The organism is Methanosarcina sediminis (assembly GCF_052056915.1).
In the GTDB taxonomy this organism is placed as follows: Archaea; Halobacteriota; Methanosarcinia; order Methanosarcinales; family Methanosarcinaceae; genus MTP4.
The window spans coordinates 2,196,335-2,213,825 of record NZ_CP195119.1 but is presented as its reverse complement, the minus strand read 5'-3'; the positions used below and the strand labels follow the sequence as shown (position 1 = coordinate 2,213,825).

The 17,491-nt window shown below is 41.9% G+C and carries 13 protein-coding genes; 8 read left to right on the top strand and 5 right to left on the bottom strand.

What is annotated here, in order from left to right:
* Positions 1-6: 6 nt before the first annotated feature.
* Positions 7-1,719: a coenzyme-B sulfoethylthiotransferase subunit alpha gene (gene mcrA / locus ACSAZK_RS09495; RefSeq protein WP_440953927.1), complete on the top strand. Its 1,713-nt coding sequence runs from the start codon at positions 7-9 to the stop codon at positions 1,717-1,719.
* Positions 1,720-2,294: 575 nt separating this feature from the next.
* Here the strand turns inward: mcrA and ACSAZK_RS09490 are convergent.
* The 4 genes from ACSAZK_RS09490 to htpX form a co-directional block, all read right to left on the bottom strand.
* Entirely contained in the window at positions 2,295-3,275 is a 981-nt protein-coding gene (locus tag ACSAZK_RS09490; RefSeq protein WP_440953926.1) for a 50S ribosomal protein L11 methyltransferase, read from the bottom strand.
* A gap of 396 nt (positions 3,276-3,671) precedes the next feature.
* Positions 3,672-4,961 (bottom strand): 3-phosphoshikimate 1-carboxyvinyltransferase, encoded by a 1,290-nt coding sequence (gene aroA / locus ACSAZK_RS09485; RefSeq protein WP_440953925.1) that lies wholly within the window; start codon positions 4,959-4,961, stop codon positions 3,672-3,674.
* Between the two features lie 143 nt (positions 4,962-5,104).
* Positions 5,105-5,758, bottom strand: a complete 654-nt coding sequence (locus ACSAZK_RS09480; protein WP_440953924.1) for a thymidylate synthase — start codon at positions 5,756-5,758, stop codon at positions 5,105-5,107.
* Positions 5,759-6,264: 506 nt separating this feature from the next.
* Positions 6,265-7,128: a zinc metalloprotease HtpX gene (htpX, locus tag ACSAZK_RS09475; RefSeq protein WP_440953923.1), complete on the bottom strand. Its 864-nt coding sequence runs from the start codon at positions 7,126-7,128 to the stop codon at positions 6,265-6,267.
* A gap of 329 nt (positions 7,129-7,457) precedes the next feature.
* Here htpX and ACSAZK_RS09470 point away from each other — a divergent pair, with 329 nt between their 5' ends.
* From ACSAZK_RS09470 to ACSAZK_RS09445, 6 genes are all read left to right on the top strand, one after another.
* The gene (locus tag ACSAZK_RS09470; protein WP_440953922.1) at positions 7,458-10,208 is read left to right on the top strand and encodes a DEAD/DEAH box helicase family protein; all 2,751 of its coding nucleotides are present in this window, start codon (positions 7,458-7,460) and stop codon (positions 10,206-10,208) included.
* A gap of 72 nt (positions 10,209-10,280) precedes the next feature.
* Positions 10,281-10,655: a hypothetical protein gene (locus ACSAZK_RS09465; protein WP_440953921.1), complete on the top strand. Its 375-nt coding sequence runs from the start codon at positions 10,281-10,283 to the stop codon at positions 10,653-10,655.
* Positions 10,652-11,812, top strand: a complete 1,161-nt coding sequence (locus tag ACSAZK_RS09460) for a restriction endonuclease subunit S (RefSeq protein ID WP_440953920.1) — start codon at positions 10,652-10,654, stop codon at positions 11,810-11,812. The genes ACSAZK_RS09465 and ACSAZK_RS09460 overlap by 4 nt, the downstream gene beginning before the upstream one ends.
* Positions 11,806-13,326: a type I restriction-modification system subunit M gene (locus tag ACSAZK_RS09455; protein WP_440953919.1), complete on the top strand. Its 1,521-nt coding sequence runs from the start codon at positions 11,806-11,808 to the stop codon at positions 13,324-13,326. Before ACSAZK_RS09460 ends, ACSAZK_RS09455 begins: the two co-directional genes overlap by 7 nt.
* 309 nt (positions 13,327-13,635) lie before the next feature.
* A complete protein-coding gene (locus tag ACSAZK_RS09450; RefSeq protein WP_440953918.1) occupies positions 13,636-13,917 on the top strand; it encodes a hypothetical protein in 282 nt (93 codons plus the stop codon).
* Positions 13,918-14,251: 334 nt separating this feature from the next.
* Complete coding sequence (locus tag ACSAZK_RS09445) at positions 14,252-15,622, top strand: hypothetical protein (protein WP_440953917.1); 1,371 nt, start codon at positions 14,252-14,254, stop codon at positions 15,620-15,622.
* A 76-nt stretch (positions 15,623-15,698) separates the two neighbouring features.
* On the opposite strand, the gene ACSAZK_RS09440 is transcribed toward ACSAZK_RS09445, so the two are convergent.
* Positions 15,699-16,268 carry a dihydrofolate reductase family protein gene (locus ACSAZK_RS09440; protein ID WP_440953916.1) on the bottom strand — a complete coding sequence of 190 codons (570 nt, stop codon included), beginning with the start codon at positions 16,266-16,268 and terminating at the stop codon, positions 15,699-15,701.
* Positions 16,269-16,620: 352 nt separating this feature from the next.
* Here ACSAZK_RS09440 and ACSAZK_RS09435 point away from each other — a divergent pair, with 352 nt between their 5' ends.
* A complete protein-coding gene (locus ACSAZK_RS09435) occupies positions 16,621-17,397 on the top strand; it encodes a hypothetical protein (protein WP_440953915.1) in 777 nt (258 codons plus the stop codon).
* The last annotated feature ends 94 nt before the right edge of the window (positions 17,398-17,491 follow it).

Below are 17,491 nucleotides of genomic sequence, written 5' to 3'. Positions count from 1 at the left end.
AACAAGATGTCAGCAGATATTTTCGCAAAATTCAAAAAGTCAATGGAAGTTAAGTTCGCACAGGATTACGGTACAAACCAGTTGGGCGGGAGCGACATTGAGGCAAAGACCTCCAAGTTCCTCAGACTCGGTCCTGAGCAGAGCCCCAGAAAGGTCGAGATGATCGCAGCTGGTAAGGAAATCGCCGAGAAGAGGGGCATTGTAGGATACAACCCCAACATGCACATGGGTGCACCTCTCGGACAGCGCGCAATCACCCCCTACACTCTCTCAGGCACTGACATCGTCGCAGAGCCCGACGACCTCCACTACGTCAACAACGCTGCAATGCAGCAGATGTGGGACGACATCAGGAGGACCTGTATTGTCGGTCTGGACATGGCACACGAGACCCTCGAGAAGAGGCTGGGTAAGGAAGTCACTCCTGAAACCATCAACCACTACCTCGAGACCCTGAACCACGCAATGCCTGGTGCAGCAGTTGTCCAGGAAATGATGGTCGAGACCCACCCCGCTCTTGTCGACGACTGTTACGTCAAGATCTTCACCGGAGACGACGCTCTGGCTGACGAAATCGACTCCCAGTTCGTTATCAACATCAACAAGATGTTCCCTGAAGAGCAGGCAGAACAGATCAAGGCCTCCATCGGCAAGACAACCTGGCAGGCAATCCACATCCCGACAATTGTCTCCAGGACAACTGACGGTGCACAGACCTCCAGGTGGGCAGCCATGCAGATCGGTATGTCCTTCATCTCCGCATACGCAATGTGTGCCGGTGAAGCAGCCGTCGCTGACCTGTCCTTCTCCGCAAAGCACGCATCCCTTGTCTCCATGGGTGAAATGCTGCCCGCAAGGCGTGCACGTGGACCCAACGAGCCCGGTGGACTTTCCTTCGGTCACATGGCAGATGTCATCCAGACCAGCCGTGTAACCCCCGAAGACCCCGCACACGTCTCCCTTGAGGTAGTCGGTGCAGGATGTATGCTCTACGACCAGATCTGGCTCGGATCTTACATGTCCGGTGGTGTCGGTTTCACTCAGTACGCAACCGCAGCATACACTGACGACATCCTCGACAACAACACCTACTACGACGTTGACTACATCAACGACAAGTACGGTGGCGCAGCAGCCGTGGACAAGCCGACCGTAAAGGCCAGCCTCGACGTCGTCAAGGACATCGCAACCGAATCCACTCTCTACGGTATCGAGACCTACGAGAACTACCCGACAGCCCTTGAAGACCACTTCGGTGGATCCCAGAGAGCAACCATGCTGGCAGCAGCATCCGGTGTTGCATGTGCTCTTGCAACCGGAAACGCAAATGCCGGTCTGTCCGGATGGTACCTCTCCATGTACGTCCACAAGGAAGCATGGGGCCGCCTCGGATTCTTCGGTTTCGACCTGCAGGACCAGTGTGGTGCAACCAACATCTGTACCTACCAGGGTGACGAAGGTCTCCCAGGCGAACTCCGTGGTCCAAACTACCCGAACTACGCCATGAACGTCGGTCACCAGGGTGGCTACGGTGGTATCGCTTCCGCAGCTCACTCGACCCGCGGAGACGCATTCGCTGTCAACCCACTGATCAAGGTCTGCTTCGCCGACGATCTCATGCCCTTCGACTTCACTGCACCCAGAAGGGAATTCGGCCGTGGCGCAATCAGGGAATTCGTGCCTGCTGGTGAGAGATCTCTCATCATCCCGGCAAAGTAAATTCATCAAAAGATTAAGTACCGTGAGTAGGCCTTTCCGGCCTACTCTGTCCTCTTTTTTTCTACACTCATTTTTTCGTACGATTCTTACAAGCTTTTTAGCGTGAGGATTCTTTCCATTCACTTTTACTAAAGCGGTCTGGAAGACCAGTTACCCACATGTTCTCAAAGAATCCGGATCTTTGCCATTCCTGATATTGATCCACAATTTTCTGTCGGGAATTTAAGAGCCAGAAGTTAACTAAGAGGGCATACTGTCAATCGAGTTGTTTCATAATCTTTCGTTATGTCTGAAAAAAAGAAGAGATGTAGGTGAGTAAAGGTAAAATTGGGATTATAGTCAATAACCCAAATTCTTTCATAAATCCAGGTGAGAATTTAACCACAGAAAGCACGGAAAACACGGAATGAAGGAAATAAGAGCACAATCTTTCCGTGCTTTCCGTGTCTTCCGTGGTTTTAATTAAAGTGTAAATATTTACGTTAAGGACTATAGTTAAAAAAGTTTACGTTAAGGACTATAGTTAAAAAAGAAAAGTACAATAAAAAGTTTCTTCATAAGCTCATATAATGTCTTCAAATCACGACAACTTTTTTGCCTAATTTGCCTGCGGCTTCCACAAATTCTGTAGTATCCACACCAGGGAATGTATCTATAATACAAATATCAAATTTTTCGTCTAAACAATTCACTAATTCTCTTATATCCATACTATAAACTTCAAATTTGTCTCCGGATGCTATTAATTCTTCTTCACTGCCTGAAAGTTTGACCGGAAAGCCATTAGCCTCTAAATTAATCAAAGTAGTTTCTATTGCAGGATTCCATATGTCATTAAAAACAACTTTTCGCGCGCCGGCTTTAAGGCATGCGATTCCTAAAGTCCCGGAACCACATGTACAATCAAGAACATTAGGCCTTTCATAATCTTTCAAAGCTTCTTTAAGTATCTCTATTTTGGGTGATTTTACATTTGGAAACTCTATATGAATTTCATGCTGATATTTGTATATTCCTAAAGCCCCGTAAGGAGTCTGTATAATATCACATCTCAAATCGCATCCAGCAAGAAGTTCATATACATGAGGATTAGAATCAGAATCTTTTATACCCACGGTTTTTCTTACATCTCCTTTTAAAACCCCTTTAACTTCCCCAACTTCCTTTACAATTTTTTCAGCACATCCTTTATCCACTTTATCAGATATTATTACTAAAGAATCCTCAGGCAAATAGGGAACAGAATTAGTTGGATAGCCAGGAGTCACAAGAGGGGCACATGCATTCCTTAAATTAGCTTTTTTATCTTTTATTCCTTCCTCGATCATTATTTTAAGCACGTGAGACATTACAATATCAAGCTGCCTCTTACCGCATTTACAACTTCCAAAATCGTTATCTATTTCATCCAGGTTAATCTGTTCTGCTAGAGGAGCGAATTTCCTTATTTTTTCTGTTTTGCAATCGCTGCATGGTTTGTAGAATAATTCAATGTCTTTTAGTGCTTCCGAAATAGGCCTTATGCACGTATCTCCACACCTGCATCTTATTTCCATATGCTTAAATACGGATATTCCGTATAAAAGTTATACCATTTCTTATTATTCCTGAATTTTGGTTCAGATTCATCCAGGGGGTAAATGATTTTTCCGAGCGATTGGAGCTTAATTCAAAAAAGAAAATACTGAAATTCTGAGGATTTCTTTCATGCTCATTTATCAAAGTTAAGTGAAATCTGCATTTATAGTCCCTGACGTAAATATTTACACTTACATTAACCACGGAAGACACGGAAAGCACGGAAGGATTGTGCCCCTATTTCCTTTATTCCTTTATTTCCTTTATTCCGTTTTTTCCGTGCTTTCTGTGGTTAAACTTTCACCTGAGATTGGTGACGGAATTCGAGTCCTTGACTATAATCTGCACTTAGAAATCTTGATTGTATCTTCAACTTATTCTTCTGAGATTTTCTCGATTTCAGCTCCGAGTTCAGCCATGTCTTTGAAGAAGGTCGGATATGAGACTGAAATTGATTCGGTGGTGTCGATGGTGGTGTTTCCGGCTACCATTCCTGCGATGGAAAGCGCCATGACGATCCTGTGGTCATGCCAGCCGTGGAGTTCGGCACCTTTGAGTTTTCCGCCGGTGATGGTCAGGCTGTCTTTTTCTTCCTTGACCTCGACGCCGAGTTTTGGGAGTTCCATGGCAAGGGCGTGCAGGCGATCTGTTTCTTTGTAGCGGACATGTTCGGCATTTTCGATTTTTGTCGTGCCTTCTGCGACGGCTGCCAGGACGGCAACCGTGGGGACAAGGTCCGGGGTTGCTCCGGCATCGAAGGTTATGGCTTTCAGGGGCTTTCCACCTTTGATGGTGACCACGCCGGTTTCCATGTCCCAGCGGATGTCTGCACCCATCCTTGCCAGGGTCTGGATAATGACCATGTCTCCCTGTTTTGAGCGGAAGAGGTTTTTGACCGTGACTTCGGAATCCGTAACTGCAGCTGCTGCCAGCAGGTAGGATGCCGAGGAGAAGTCTCCGGGGACGGTGTATTCCTTGAGAGCGTACTTTTGCTTTCCCGGGATGATGAATTTGATCCGGTTGTTGTTGTCCATGTGGATTTCAGCCCCTGCCAGGCAGATCATTTCCAGGGTCACGTCCACATAGGGTTTTGACTTCAGCTCCCCTATGATCGAGAGGGTGGTGCTGGTATTTGCAAGGGGGCAGGCGATCAGGAGGGCGGAGATGAACTGGGAGCTGATGGAACCGTCGATTTGCACGATTGCTCCTTCAAGCTCCCCTTCGACTATGAGAGGCGCCCTTTCATTTTTCCTTGTGGAGCAGGCCCTGACCCCGAGCTTGTTCAGGACTTCGAGCAGGGGGCCGTTTGGCCGGGTCCGAAGGGAATCATCTCCCGTGAGCACGGTTATCCCGTCGGTCAGGGCTGCGACTGCGGTCATGAGGCGCAGGGTGGTGCCTGAGTTTGCAACGTCGATTACGTTGTCAGGAACCTGCGGTTTTCCTTCCACTCCCCGGATCCGGAGGTCTTCACCCCTCTTTTCGATGGTAGCTCCCAGCATCTCGCAGGCCCGGACGGTTGCCAGGGTGTCAGCGGAGAGCAGGGGGCGGCGGATGAGCGATTCTTTGGAGAGGGCTCCGAGGGTAATGGCCCTGTGGGTGTAGCTTTTCGAGGGTGGAGCAAAGACTTCTCCGTTAACTGATGATTTGCCGATAGAAACGCGCATGTAATCAGGACTCCTTGGTAATTGTGAAATTTATTTTCTGGTTTTTCAGGATTTTTTTCGGGCTTCCCGGCTCCCAGGATTCAGGTTTTCATCCCGTTTTTTTCGTCCCTTTTCTTCATCCCTTTCCTTTCATCCCTGTTTTTTCAGCAAACACCTTTTACGATGTTTTCCACCATGTCCCAATCATGGTCGTAGACATGGGCCGAGATGCTGACCGTGGTAATCTTCCCGGGCTTTACGCCGATTCTTTCTGCGACGTACTCAAGCAGTTTCGAGAGCCCGTAGAGGTTTGCAGGGTAGGCTCCTCCGAAGTCGTGGCTCCTGAAAAGGGTTGTCAGGTGCACTTTCCCGTCCCGAATCTTGAAGTCGTCAAGCATCATGCAGGGGACCTCGTTCACTTTCGTGTCCACAGGGGGGATCCAGGTGACGGCTGTCGCTCTCCGGGATGTGGGACTTTCCTTCAGCTTTTCGATCACGTACTCGATCTGGTCTACCTCTTCGTTCCAGTTCCTGAGCCGCTGCCCGTATGTATACTCAAAGTCCTGTACGTTTTCGCCCGAGATCAGCTGTTTTGCGTACTCCTCAAGCCGCTCCTCATTCCAGGCAGTATCCGCGGGAATCCGGTTGGTATAGGGGTCCTCGATTACTACCATTAAGTCCATAAACTCCCTGATCTGGCTTCCCCTCTCGTCGGTGATTACCTGCCCGTGGTTCCAGATGATGTTAAGCCCGCGGTACCATGCATCAGAGATGTTTTTTGCCCTGATGATCCTGCCAATCTCAAGCTTTTCTTCCATTGAAAATTCCCCAATTTCATTTTCGGGTAAAGTGTGGATGGATGATATAATAATTGTTTATTTATAAAAATCTTCTTTAGATTTGACGCTTTGAACTGTTTGCCGAACTATTTCAGCGTAATATGGCATAATAATGGATGAATCGAATATATTGCTTTGTCGAACCTTTTCGATTCTCAATCCTTTTTTTTCAGTCTGTTGTTTTTATGCTTTATTATATTCTGTTTTTGTTTATCGTTTTGCCTTTTTATGTCTATCTATTATTTTCTTTTATAAGTGTTTTTTCTCAGATTTGCATTTTTCAGCATGAACTGTGCTAACATATAACATGATATGCTTATAAAAATACCGGTACATGCCTTTCAGTCCCCAGCAGAAAATGGGAACAAACAGGAAAGGGTAAACAGACAGGAACATAATAAATGAAGAAAAGAAAAAGAAATAAAAAAGTAAAAAAGAAAAGGAAAAAAGGAGAAAATCCGGTTTTATTTGCCGGGCAGGCTTTTTCAGAACCTCATAGCTCTGAGCCTTTTGACCCGTTCATCGGTTACCGGATGGGTCCTGAAGAGGGACTGGAGCCCGCTTCCTTTCAGGGGGTTTACGATGAACATGTGGGCAGTGGTCTCTTTTGCCGGAATGTCCCTGATGCTTGGCTTGTAATGGGTGTTTCCGTATTCGAGCTTTTCCAGGGCATCGGCAAGAGCCCAGGGTTTTCTGCACATTTTTGCCCCTTCCGCATCGGCTGCAAACTCCCGGGACCGGGAAATTGCAAGCTGGATAAGGGTTGCTGCAAGCGGGGCCAGGACAGCCATCACGATAAAGCCGACGATGTTGTTTCCGCCGTCGTCATCCCTTCCGCCAAAGCCGCCGAAGATTGCAGCCCAGCGAGCCCAGGATGCGAGCATGGTAATAACCCCGGCAAGGGTCGCAGCCACCGCACTGATCAGGGTGTCCCTGTGCTTGACGTGAGCCAATTCGTGGGCAAATACCCCTTCAAGCTCCTCATAAGAGAGCAGGTTGAGAATCCCGGTGGTCGCTGCCACAGCCGCATGTTGCGGGTTCCTGCCTGTTGCAAAAGCGTTTGGCATTCCGGACTCAACGATATAAACCTTGGGCTTCGGAAGCCCGGCCTTCATAACGAGCCCGTCCACAATCTTGTGCAGGTTCGGAGCCTCCGAGGGGGAAACCTCCCTTGCCCTGTACATCTTGAGCACGATCTTGTCACTATACCAGTAACTCCCAAAGTTCATGACAACCGCAAACAAAAATGCGATTATCATTCCGCCCGTACCTCCGAAGTATTGCCCGATCAGAACCAGGAGTCCTGTCAGAGAAGCAAGCAGAATAGTGGTTTTAAACATGTTCTTCATGATTTATCACACGACGTCCTCCCAGGCTAACGTCTGGGTTTTCAGTCTTTTGAATAAGGGTTTTTATTATACGCTTTATAGATTTTTATAGTTGATGTAGTTTTGGAATCATGTTTGGTTTGATTTCAAACTACAATATAGGGGGTTAAGGTATATATTATTTGTTGAAAGAAATTTTTTAGAAAGAGGGTGGACATTTAATGATATTTAACTTTAGGTTTTACACGTACAATTTGTTGGTCTGCGATTTCATGTTCTGTTTTTCAAGTGAAAATTTTGAATTATGCAGCAAGAAATATTTATAACCTATCAGACCTCTTGTACAAAATATGAAATCAGATCTTGATGACATACCTGCTCTGATAAATGAAAACAAAACAAGAAAAAAACTCATAGATCCTGTTTTGAAAAAATACGGTTGGTATAAACAGTACATAAAGGAAGAAGTGAATTCCGTCAAGTCTGATTTTGCAGGTAAACAATTAGTTTACTTTAAAGGAAGCTTTCAAAAGGGTGTTGATAGGTTCATTGATTACGTTTTACTGGATGAAAACAACAGTGTTCTTGCGATTATCGAGGCCAAGAGTTTTGCGAAGGACGCGAAATCAGGAAGGATTCAGGCAAGGACATATTCAAAGGATATTGAAAGCCAGGTGAACCGTAAGGTCCCTATTTTTCTTACAAATGGCAGAAAGTGGTTTCTTATTGATGAAGATGGTATTGAAAGAGAAGTAAGTGGACCGTTTTCTCAGGAAGACCTCAAGAGACGGAATGATCTCTTTCACAAAAGGGAGGTTCCGAAAGATGTTGCAATCAACGATGAAATTGTTGACAGACCGAGAAGTGTTCAGATCGTTAGAAAATTGAGTGAACATTTCTCCGAAGGCCATCGGAAAGCTCTTGTGCATATGGCTACAGGCACGGGCAAGACCAGAGTTGCAATGGCAATAATCGATTTGTTGATAAAAGCAAACGTGATCCAGAATGTGCTCTTTCTTGCTGACCGGACTTCTCTTGTTGACCAGGCAAAAACTAACGGTTTTCAGGAATTCTTTACAGAGCCGGTTGAAGATTTGCGTGAGGGCTTTTCCACAAGTGGAAGGCTTTATGTCTGCACGGTACAGAGCATGATGAGCAGGAAACCGAGGATTTTTGTCGAAAGGTTCAGTCCTGGTTTTTTTGACTTGATCGTTTTTGACGAGGCCCACAGATCAATTTATGATGCGAATAAGGCTATTGACAAATATTTTGATGCGATCAAAATAGGGCTTACTGCCACTCCCAGAAAACACGAAGCCAAAAGTACGTATGAAATGTTCGATTGTAAGGAAGAAGGGCCTACTGTTGAATATTCGTACGAGGATGCCCTCAGGGACGGAGTACTGGTCCCTTATACTGCTGAAATCATTGAAACTGAAGTCCTGTCTGAAGGAATCAAAGGAAAGAAACTTTCTGCTAAGCTAAAAGATGATCTCCGGCGGCAGGAAATTGATCCGGATTCCGTAGATTTTTCCGGTTCAGAGTTTGACAGGGTTTTCATGGATGACAGGACAAATGAATTAATTATCCGGGAATTTATGGCTACATGTTACAAATCGGATGAGGGAAAACCCTGTAAATCCATATTTTTCTGTGCAAGTAAGCGGCATGCGGAGTATATGAAGAACATTTTCGGGAAATTGTTCCCGAAAATGGGTAACGAAGTGCAGGTGATTACTTCCGGTCACTACAGAGCAATAGATGAAATAAAAAGGTTCAAACTGGAGTCCGAACCCAGGATTGCACTTTCGGTAGGTATGCTCGATACCGGGGTTGACATCCCTGAAGTTTGCAACCTTGTTTTCGTAAAACCGGTGTTTTCCGGGATAAGGTTCTGGCAGATGATTGGCAGGGGGACAAGAAATTTCGAGTCCTGCAAGCACCCAGAATGGCTTTCTGAAAAGACGAAAAAGGACTTTAAGATCTTTGATTTCAAAATTGGAGGCCATTCCAACATCAAATTCCACGAATTCAAGGTTTCAACGGAACGTGCTCCGCAAAAGGATGTGCTTACGAAAATATTTGATAACAGGGTCAACCTGCTTGAAAAACCTCTCACGGATGACCAGAAAAAACTGATTTCCGGAAAGGTCATCCAGAGTGTTGAAGCCCTTGACACCTCTTCATTTTTCGTCAGGCCAAAATCAGATATTGTTGACAGGGTTAAGGAACATTCCTTCGATCTTGAGAATTATATGGAAGACCTGAGGAAAGAGATAGCTCCCCTTCTGGTCATGAATCCGGGTGAAAATGCGGATGTGTCTTCCTTCATCCTGCAAGCCGAAAAACTCTTCCCCCTTATCCTTGACTGTCGGTATGACCAGATCTATGAAATCCGAAATTATGTGCGGGAAAAGGCTGCCAATATCCTTCAAAAAGAAGCAAGCCTCATGGTAGTAAAAGAAAACAAAGATAAGATCACAAAAGTCCTGCAGCCGGAATTCTGGCAAGACCTCACTTTTGAAGATGTGGAATTCATTGTCCGGGAACTTGCTCCTTTAATGCTGTACTATGAACCGACCCCCGGAAAAATAGCCCTAATAAATAAGAAAGATACGGTTCTTACAAGAGAGCACTATGAAAGAGAGGTAAAGGAAGACGAAGAACTCCTCATCTTCCTGGATAAGAACCCCTTGATAAAAAACATCAAAGATGGCATGGGAATCACCTCCCTCGAACTCAAAGCCCTTGAAAAACAACTCTCTTCCCTCCGCCCTGAAATCACAGTAGAAAACATCCAGAAATTCCGCCAGAAAGATTTCATAGCTTTCCTGAAAGAAATCCTGGGCATCCCCAATGAAGCCGATCCCAAAAAGCTGATAGAAAAAAAATTTGATGAATTTATCATCCGTAACCATTATTACAGCTCCCATCAGATGAACTTCCTAATCCTGTTGAAAAAAGTCTTTGCCGAACGCAAGTATGTCGATATCTCAGACTTTGGAAAGCCTCCCCTTTCCGACGAACATCCGCTGGACTATTTCCAGTTATCTGACCTCCAGTTCCTTGTGAATCAGTGCAACGAAATCCAGGTTGCGTAAATTCCTGCCAGAATGTGTGTCAACATAGGTTGACAACAAATATTTATATACTTTTAGTGTTTACTTCTCCTTATGGAATTCAAGTCTGTATCGGCAAAGATGCCAATCGATGAGGTCTCCAGGTTCAAAGCTTTTTGCGAACGCAAAGGTATCTCTCCCGCAGGCCTGATCAGGGAACTGATCCTGCGTGAAATGGAGTCTCCCATTCCGAGCACCGTTGCTGGAAAAAACAAAATCCACTACAACAGGGAAACCGACAGCTTCACCTGGGCAATTGAACGCGACACCGGGGAAGAAATCGATGTTGTGAAAAGTGTTTCTTCTGATTTTCTGGAAGATTTGGTGAGTACCCTTGTCGTTGCTCTGGATGAAAGGATAGCTTTCATCGGAAAATCAAAAGACGGGTCTGTGGCAGTGCCAGGAATTATTTTGAGAGGTGGAAAATGAAAAAATTACCTGATGAGTGGACTTCCTTAAAATTCGGAGAACTATTTTCTTTTGAAAAGAAGTCAAAGTTCAAAGCATCAGAAGGGAAAAATAAAGGTACTTACAAATTTTTCAATTCAAGTAACGTGCAAAGCAAATACATAGATTCTTTCACTTTTGATGGAGAATTTTTAGTATTCGGGACTGGGGGAAACGCTAGTGTACACTATGTAAATGATAAGTTTTCTACGAGTACTGACTGTCTTGTTGCAAAAAAAACCGATAACCAGATCCTTTTGAAGTATGTCAATTATTATTTGATTACTAATATGCACCTTTTAGAAGCAGGATTCAAAGGTGCAGGTTTAAAACATATTTCAAAGAATTATATTCAGAATATTGTAGTACCTTTCCCCAGAAATCTAAAAACTCAACAGAAAATTGTTTCCATCCTTGAAAAAGCCGAAAAACTCAAGGAATGGAGAAAAGAAGCCGATGAGCTGGCCGACGAGTTTTTGAAAAGCACTTTTTTGGAGATGTTTGGGTCTCCGGGGAAGAATGAAATGGAATGGAATTTAATTCCACTTGAAAAGGTTTGTAGTGAAATATATCGTTACCCTACTTTTTATGGAATTGATTATATTGAAAAAGGCACTCCAATCGTTCGAATTTCGAATATACTACCAGATGGTCCACTTGATCCTGATGTTTCAAACTACGTGTTTTTTGACTCCAAAATTAACAATAAGTTTCCTCGAACGATATTGGAATTTAATGATATAGTTATGGCAGTAAGAGGTGATGGATCTACTGCTAAGAGAATTGGTTTGGTCAATACCTTTAATTTAGTCGGTGCAAACATAAGTCCAAACCTTTTAAGGATAAAAGCGGATGGTTTCAACTTGAATCCTATTTATTTGTTCCATTTCATGACTTCTTATGGTGGGCAATTGTTGTTACAAAAATCAGTAACAAGAACAGCTAAAAAAAATATTACTGCAGGAAATGTAAAAAAAATATCTATTCCAATCCCTCCGATGCTTCTACAAAAAAAATTTGCAACTTTAGTAGAGGATACGAAAAAAATGCAAGTTAATCAAAAACAATCACAAAATAATATTGATTCTCTCTTCAATGCCCTCATGCAGAAAGCCTTCAGAGGTGAATTAGTATGTTAGAATCGGAACTCAAATCAAAAATAAACCAGTTATGGGATAAATTCTGGAGTGGAGGAATTTCCAATCCTCTTGAGGCTATTGAACAAATTTCTTATCTAATCTTTATGAAACGCCTCGAAGATGAGGAGAATGAAAGAGAACAAAATGCCCTATTGAGAGGGGAGAAGTACGAAACCATATTCGTAGATAAGAAAGGAAAATACCGTAAAGATTTCAAATGGTCTGATTGGACAGGTTACCCTGCAGAACAGGCTCTGAGCCATGTTAGAGATGAGGTCTTTCCTTTCTTGAGAAACCTTGGTGAGGAAAATTCTTTATACCGGAGGTACATGAAAGATGCTGTTTTTGCAATTCCTACCGGCTCTCTTCTTATTTCAGCTGTAAAAACCATTAACGATCTTAAAATAAAGGAGCAGAACCGTGATGCTAAGGGTGACATTTATGAGTACCTCCTTTCTGAACTGAAAACTGCAGGGAAAAACGGACAGTTCAGGACTCCAAGGCATGTCATAAAGATGATGGTGGAATTAGCAGACCCAAAAATCGGAGAGAAAATTGTGGATCCGGCATGCGGGACTGCGGGGTTCCTTGTGGGGGCTTATGAGCATATCCTGAAGAGCAATACCTCTGAGGAGTTTATTAAAATTTATGATGATGGGGCTGAAGGCAATTTCAAAGGGGACAAATTGAGTGTCAAGCAATGGGAAACTTTGAAAGAAAGCACCATTTACGGTTTCGATTTTGAGCAGATGATGGTAAAGATTTCGCTCATGAACCTGATGATGCACGGGATCACGAACCCAAACATCCAACTTAAAAATACACTTTCAAAGCGGTACAGTGAAGATAACTGCTATGATGTGGTACTGGCAAATCCGCCTTTCAAGGGGAGCATTGACGCTTCAGAAATGAGTGATAGGTTGGTCATTTCTACCAAAAAGACCGAGATCCTCTTCCTTGAACTCATGTACAACTTGCTCAGGACAGGCGGGCGCTGTGCGGTGATTGTGCCTGATGGGGTCCTGTTCGGAAATTCAAAGGCTCACAAGCAGATACGACAAAAACTGCTTGAAAAATGTAGGCTCGATGCGGTTATTTCCATGCCTTCCGGGGTGTTCAAGCCTTATGCGGGAGTATCCACGGGAATTCTTGTCTTTACCAAAGGTGAACCTACGGAAAAGGTCTGGTTCTATAAGATGGAAGAAGATGGATTCACGCTGGATGATAAGAGGACTCGCATAGATGGGAAGGGGGATATTCCGGATATCGTTGAGAAGTTTAAGAAAAGGGATACTGAAAAGTTTGAGGATCGGAAGGCAAAGTGTTTCTTTGTACCATTTGAGGAGATCAAAGAGAATGATTATGATTTGAGTCTCTCGAAATATAAGGAGATCGAGTATGAAGAGATTGAGTATGAAGAGCCGGAGGTTATTCTGCAGAAAATCGGTGTTCTGGAGGATAAGATAAAAGCAGGAGTCGATGATTTGATGGGGACATTGAAGGGAAATATCTGAATATTATCCATTATTTCTCAATGATTCTTATTTTTTACTATTTTTTTCAACTTTATTGTTTATAATTTCTATTTTTATAGGTATTTTTAGTACGTTCTCAACATCCCTTTCTCTCTTATCAGGTAAACTTGATTTTTCTCCCCTCATATTAACAAAAATCACTTTAAATATTATAGAGTAGCATATTACCGTTTATTATTTTAATCTGAAAACCTATTTATACATTTCTTGCCTAAACATAGATATACATTGACTCAACGTTGACTTAAGTATAAAGTTATTTATATGATCAATTACATCTATACCAAATTGGTGTTAAAGGCTGGACTGGCAAATTTTTATGGAATCGGTGATTTTATGGAAAGTAAGGGGAAAAATTCTGGAAAAAAAGGAAAAAATCTTGCAGGTCTCGTCTTTTTTATGGATTCTATTTGTTATTCCACTGTAGCAGCTGCGATAGCTATCCTTTCTTGGATTTTTTATTCTATAGATTTGATTTCTTTAGAACTTGAAGTGAATATAATACTTTTGATGATGGTTATTTTCATCTTGCATCAATTGTTTGGAAAAGACTCAAGTTCCAATCTTTAAGCCGTAATTTTTCACATTTACACCCCTTCCTAAATGCCTACTTTTTTGATATAGTTTTATGCATGATTAATTTATAGCTAATCCTTACTTAAAAGCTCAGAGCATTTTAATGTTGGAAATAATTCAACATGTTATCTTCAAACATTGCGTTTTGACTATAGTTAATCATTTTTTATTTTTTTTCTGGAAATTTTTCTGCTTATTTCTGTATTCATTTTTTCTGATTTTTATAATTTTATATGTCTCGAAAAGATTCCTAATGAATAATAAGAATATAATTTTCCAAAATACTATTTAAAAATCTTTTTATACATTTAGGGTCAATACACGGCAAATGGCTCTATCGTTTTTCACATTTGAATTATCTTCCATTATTAAAATCTTTTTCATATTTTTTATCTCGATCTTTGTCCCTTATTTATATATTAAAGTAGTTGCAGGCATTGTAAATAGACTTTTGATAAGGATTATAAATGCTGATTTTTCAATTAATCCTACAAAAGTAATTTCTTTATTTTTTGGATATGTTTTCGGTACTATTTTATTTGCTTATATTATCTATCAACTATTTTTTTCCAAATTATCATCCATGGACACGACTAATGTTTTTCCTATTGTCTCTGCGTCTGCTCTAAGCTTTTGTTTTGTTGCCCGGATTATCACGAGGGAACAAGGTTACATGTATGGAAAACAATACACTGCAATTTTAGGTTCTTTGGCATCAATAATGTTTTTCATAAATGTTTGCGGTGCAATTGATTCTATGTGTTTTGAATTTGATCTTTATAACATCATTAAAAATCTCTATCCAAGTGCTTTTAACCATGTAAAAGAGGTTTCTATTTTTTTGAAAAACTGTGCCGGTTATATTCTTGTAGGTTCCTTTGCAAATTCTTTTTTTGGTGAATATTTACTAACGATGGGTGAACCTACTAAAAGATCTTTGCCTACTTCTCTTGAGAAATTCTACTCTAATTTCGTTTCTATTAGTGGTAAAGAAAATATCTATCGTAAAATGAATATTATGGTTTATAGAGAAAGAACCCAAAATCAATCGTCTTCACAAGATGAGATTAAATCTATAAAAGTAATTTCTAGAACACTTGTTGGTTTTAAAGATATAAGTGGTAACATCAATACACTTTTAGATGAGAAAAAAGTTGATTTCAAAATAATTGCTCCTTACGTATTTAAAAAAGATCACCCCGTTGAAGGCATACCTACAGAACATGCATCTGAACTTGATTTGGATGATTATTATCGTTTTCTTAGAGGAAAGGAGCCTGGAACATTAGCTAAGTTCTTGGATGATTATTATTTAAGTTTGGACCCCGAAGGGCAAAATTTTCTTGTTAAGTTTGCCAGATTCTTTGGGCGAATATTTACTAATTATTTAAATGGATTAAATTTAGAAATAAATACGTTAGGTAAAGAAAAAAAATACGAGAACACCCTTTCTGATCTCAATAAATTAGAACAGAAAGGCAAAATAAACTGGAGTAAACAAAATTTAGAAAATTTTAGGATTCTAATTGTAAATGATAGAGAATTGCTTTTAATCGTAAGCAGTGGGGGTATAAGCGGTGGAAAAACTGGGCTTTATACCGAGGAACCATACATAGTAAAATATTTTGTTCATCTCTTTGATGGTTATTTTGATCCAGATAAAGTAAATAACAATACTGAAATAGTTCTAAACTATTGAATTAAGTAACTTTTAAATGATTGATCTGTTCTCTTTGCCTGTTTTTTATAGCCTCAGAAATTGATTATGTAAACAATTATGTAACTGTCCATAAATATTCCCTTTCTATCACTTCATACTCCAACCTCACCATCCCACCCTCATACCTCTCCGTCCCCACAACTCTCAACCCTATCTCCTTCCCGATCCTATCAAACAGCGGAATTCCGCCCCCCAGAATAATCGGCACCACGAAAATAATCAAATCCTGCACAAGGTCCTGCTCAAGAAAGACCTTGATTATCTGTGACCCTCCAACGAGCCAGATATCCTCCTCCGTATTTTCCTTTAGCTGGCGCACGAATTTCCCGATGTCCCCGGAGACGAACTCGACGTTCTTTTCGAGGGGTAGAGGTCCTTCTTTTCCGGACTGGCGGGTGAAAACATAGGTCTTTTTTTCTCCGTAGGGCCAGGGGACTCCAAAGCTCAGGACCTGTTCGTAGGTCTTCCTGCCCATGAGGACCGTGCCGATTGAGGCGTAGAATTCGGAATAGCCGTAGTCGGTATCGGAGTTTTGTCCGGGGTCGGGGAGCCAGTCTATGCTTCCGTCGGAGCGGGCTATGTAGCCGTCGAGGCTGCAGGCGATGTAGAGCTTTATTCGGGGCATGGTTTGGGGCTCGGTTTGGTTTCCGGGTTGTTTTTACGGTTGTTGGGATGTAAATCAATTTGCTTTACACAGGGCTTTGTTGTTGAAGTGAGCGGGGCAGAGGGTTGAAGTTCATTTTTTGGGGTGGGGTTTTTGAACGTAGCCTCGGTTTGCTTCTAGCGTCCCCCGGGCAAAATATAAAAATAGAGTTGTAAAAATGGAACACAGTTTTTTCTCCTCTTCTTTCAGGGCATTGCAAAGGGAAAAGCCGCTCGTAAACTGGTAATGTTTAATTGTTGAAATGGAACATTATTTATTTGTTAAAATAGTATCCATTTTGAACAGATAATTGTCTAATCAGGGTTGGATCAGGTTGGATGACATTGTAGAATTATCAATTCCCATAAAATATGAGTCTGGTAAAGACTACTCTATAACAGTTCAGCATATTCCTTCTTCGAATACTTATATCATTTCTTACAAAGGAGAATTCAAGACTGGTTTCTTCCGTAAAAAGTTCGCTCCCTATCTTCTCAGTAAATTTGGTGAAAGGAGTGTTTTGATTGCTGGAAAAGCATATCCTTTTTTGGAGGTTATGGGGATATTTTTATCTTCAGTTTTGTCAATGCGGCTAGTTTCTTTACTGCCTGATATTCCTTTCTCTTTGGGGTTTCTATTCGTATTAATATGGAGTTTCTGCTATTTGCCCTTTTATTTTAAGTATCAATCTTCTGAAGTTTCCGAGTGCCTGCATGATGTTCAATGTAAAAGGTGCGGTCGAAAATTTGCCTGTGATGAATCCAGAATCCCGGATTTCAGGGAAATAAGCAGTCCTGTAAGCTACTCGATTGAAATTACCAGGTACTGGAAATGCAGATATTGTGGTTCTGAAGATGCAAGAACAGGCTCTGAAGGGCTTCTTGCTGAAAAGGGGGATGGAATTGGGAGTTTCTGGTTGAACAGAATTAAATGTGCAGGATGCGGAAGAAAGCGTGCATATGAAGAATTTAAAAAAGAAGATAAGTTAACAAAAAAACATTTTATGGGTGAAACGATTACTTTTACCAGATATTTTAGATGCAGGTTCTGCGGGTATGAGGTAATTGAAAGGTTGGAGTCCTCATCTAACTTTTCGGATATCGCTGGCTGATTGAAATTTCGGGATTCTTTTGAGGACTTGGCATTTTTGGATTTTAACTCACTTCTTATCATAGGTGATGCATGGTTCAGGCCGCTCGTAAACG

Coding starts and splice junctions, on each gene's coding strand:
- mcrA (WP_440953927.1), top strand. CDS start 7: ATGTCAGCAGATATTTTCGCAAAATTCAAAAAGTCAATGGAAGTTAAG.
- ACSAZK_RS09490 (WP_440953926.1), bottom strand. CDS start 3,275: ATGGAAATAAGATGCAGGTGTGGAGATACGTGCATAAGGCCTATTTCG.
- aroA (WP_440953925.1), bottom strand. CDS start 4,961: ATGCGCGTTTCTATCGGCAAATCATCAGTTAACGGAGAAGTCTTTGCT.
- ACSAZK_RS09480 (WP_440953924.1), bottom strand. CDS start 5,758: ATGGAAGAAAAGCTTGAGATTGGCAGGATCATCAGGGCAAAAAACATC.
- htpX (WP_440953923.1), bottom strand. CDS start 7,128: ATGAAGAACATGTTTAAAACCACTATTCTGCTTGCTTCTCTGACAGGA.
- ACSAZK_RS09470 (WP_440953922.1), top strand. CDS start 7,458: ATGAAATCAGATCTTGATGACATACCTGCTCTGATAAATGAAAACAAA.
- ACSAZK_RS09465 (WP_440953921.1), top strand. CDS start 10,281: ATGGAATTCAAGTCTGTATCGGCAAAGATGCCAATCGATGAGGTCTCC.
- ACSAZK_RS09460 (WP_440953920.1), top strand. CDS start 10,652: ATGAAAAAATTACCTGATGAGTGGACTTCCTTAAAATTCGGAGAACTA.
- ACSAZK_RS09455 (WP_440953919.1), top strand. CDS start 11,806: ATGTTAGAATCGGAACTCAAATCAAAAATAAACCAGTTATGGGATAAA.
- ACSAZK_RS09445 (WP_440953917.1), top strand. CDS start 14,252: ATGGCTCTATCGTTTTTCACATTTGAATTATCTTCCATTATTAAAATC.
- ACSAZK_RS09440 (WP_440953916.1), bottom strand. CDS start 16,268: ATGCCCCGAATAAAGCTCTACATCGCCTGCAGCCTCGACGGCTACATA.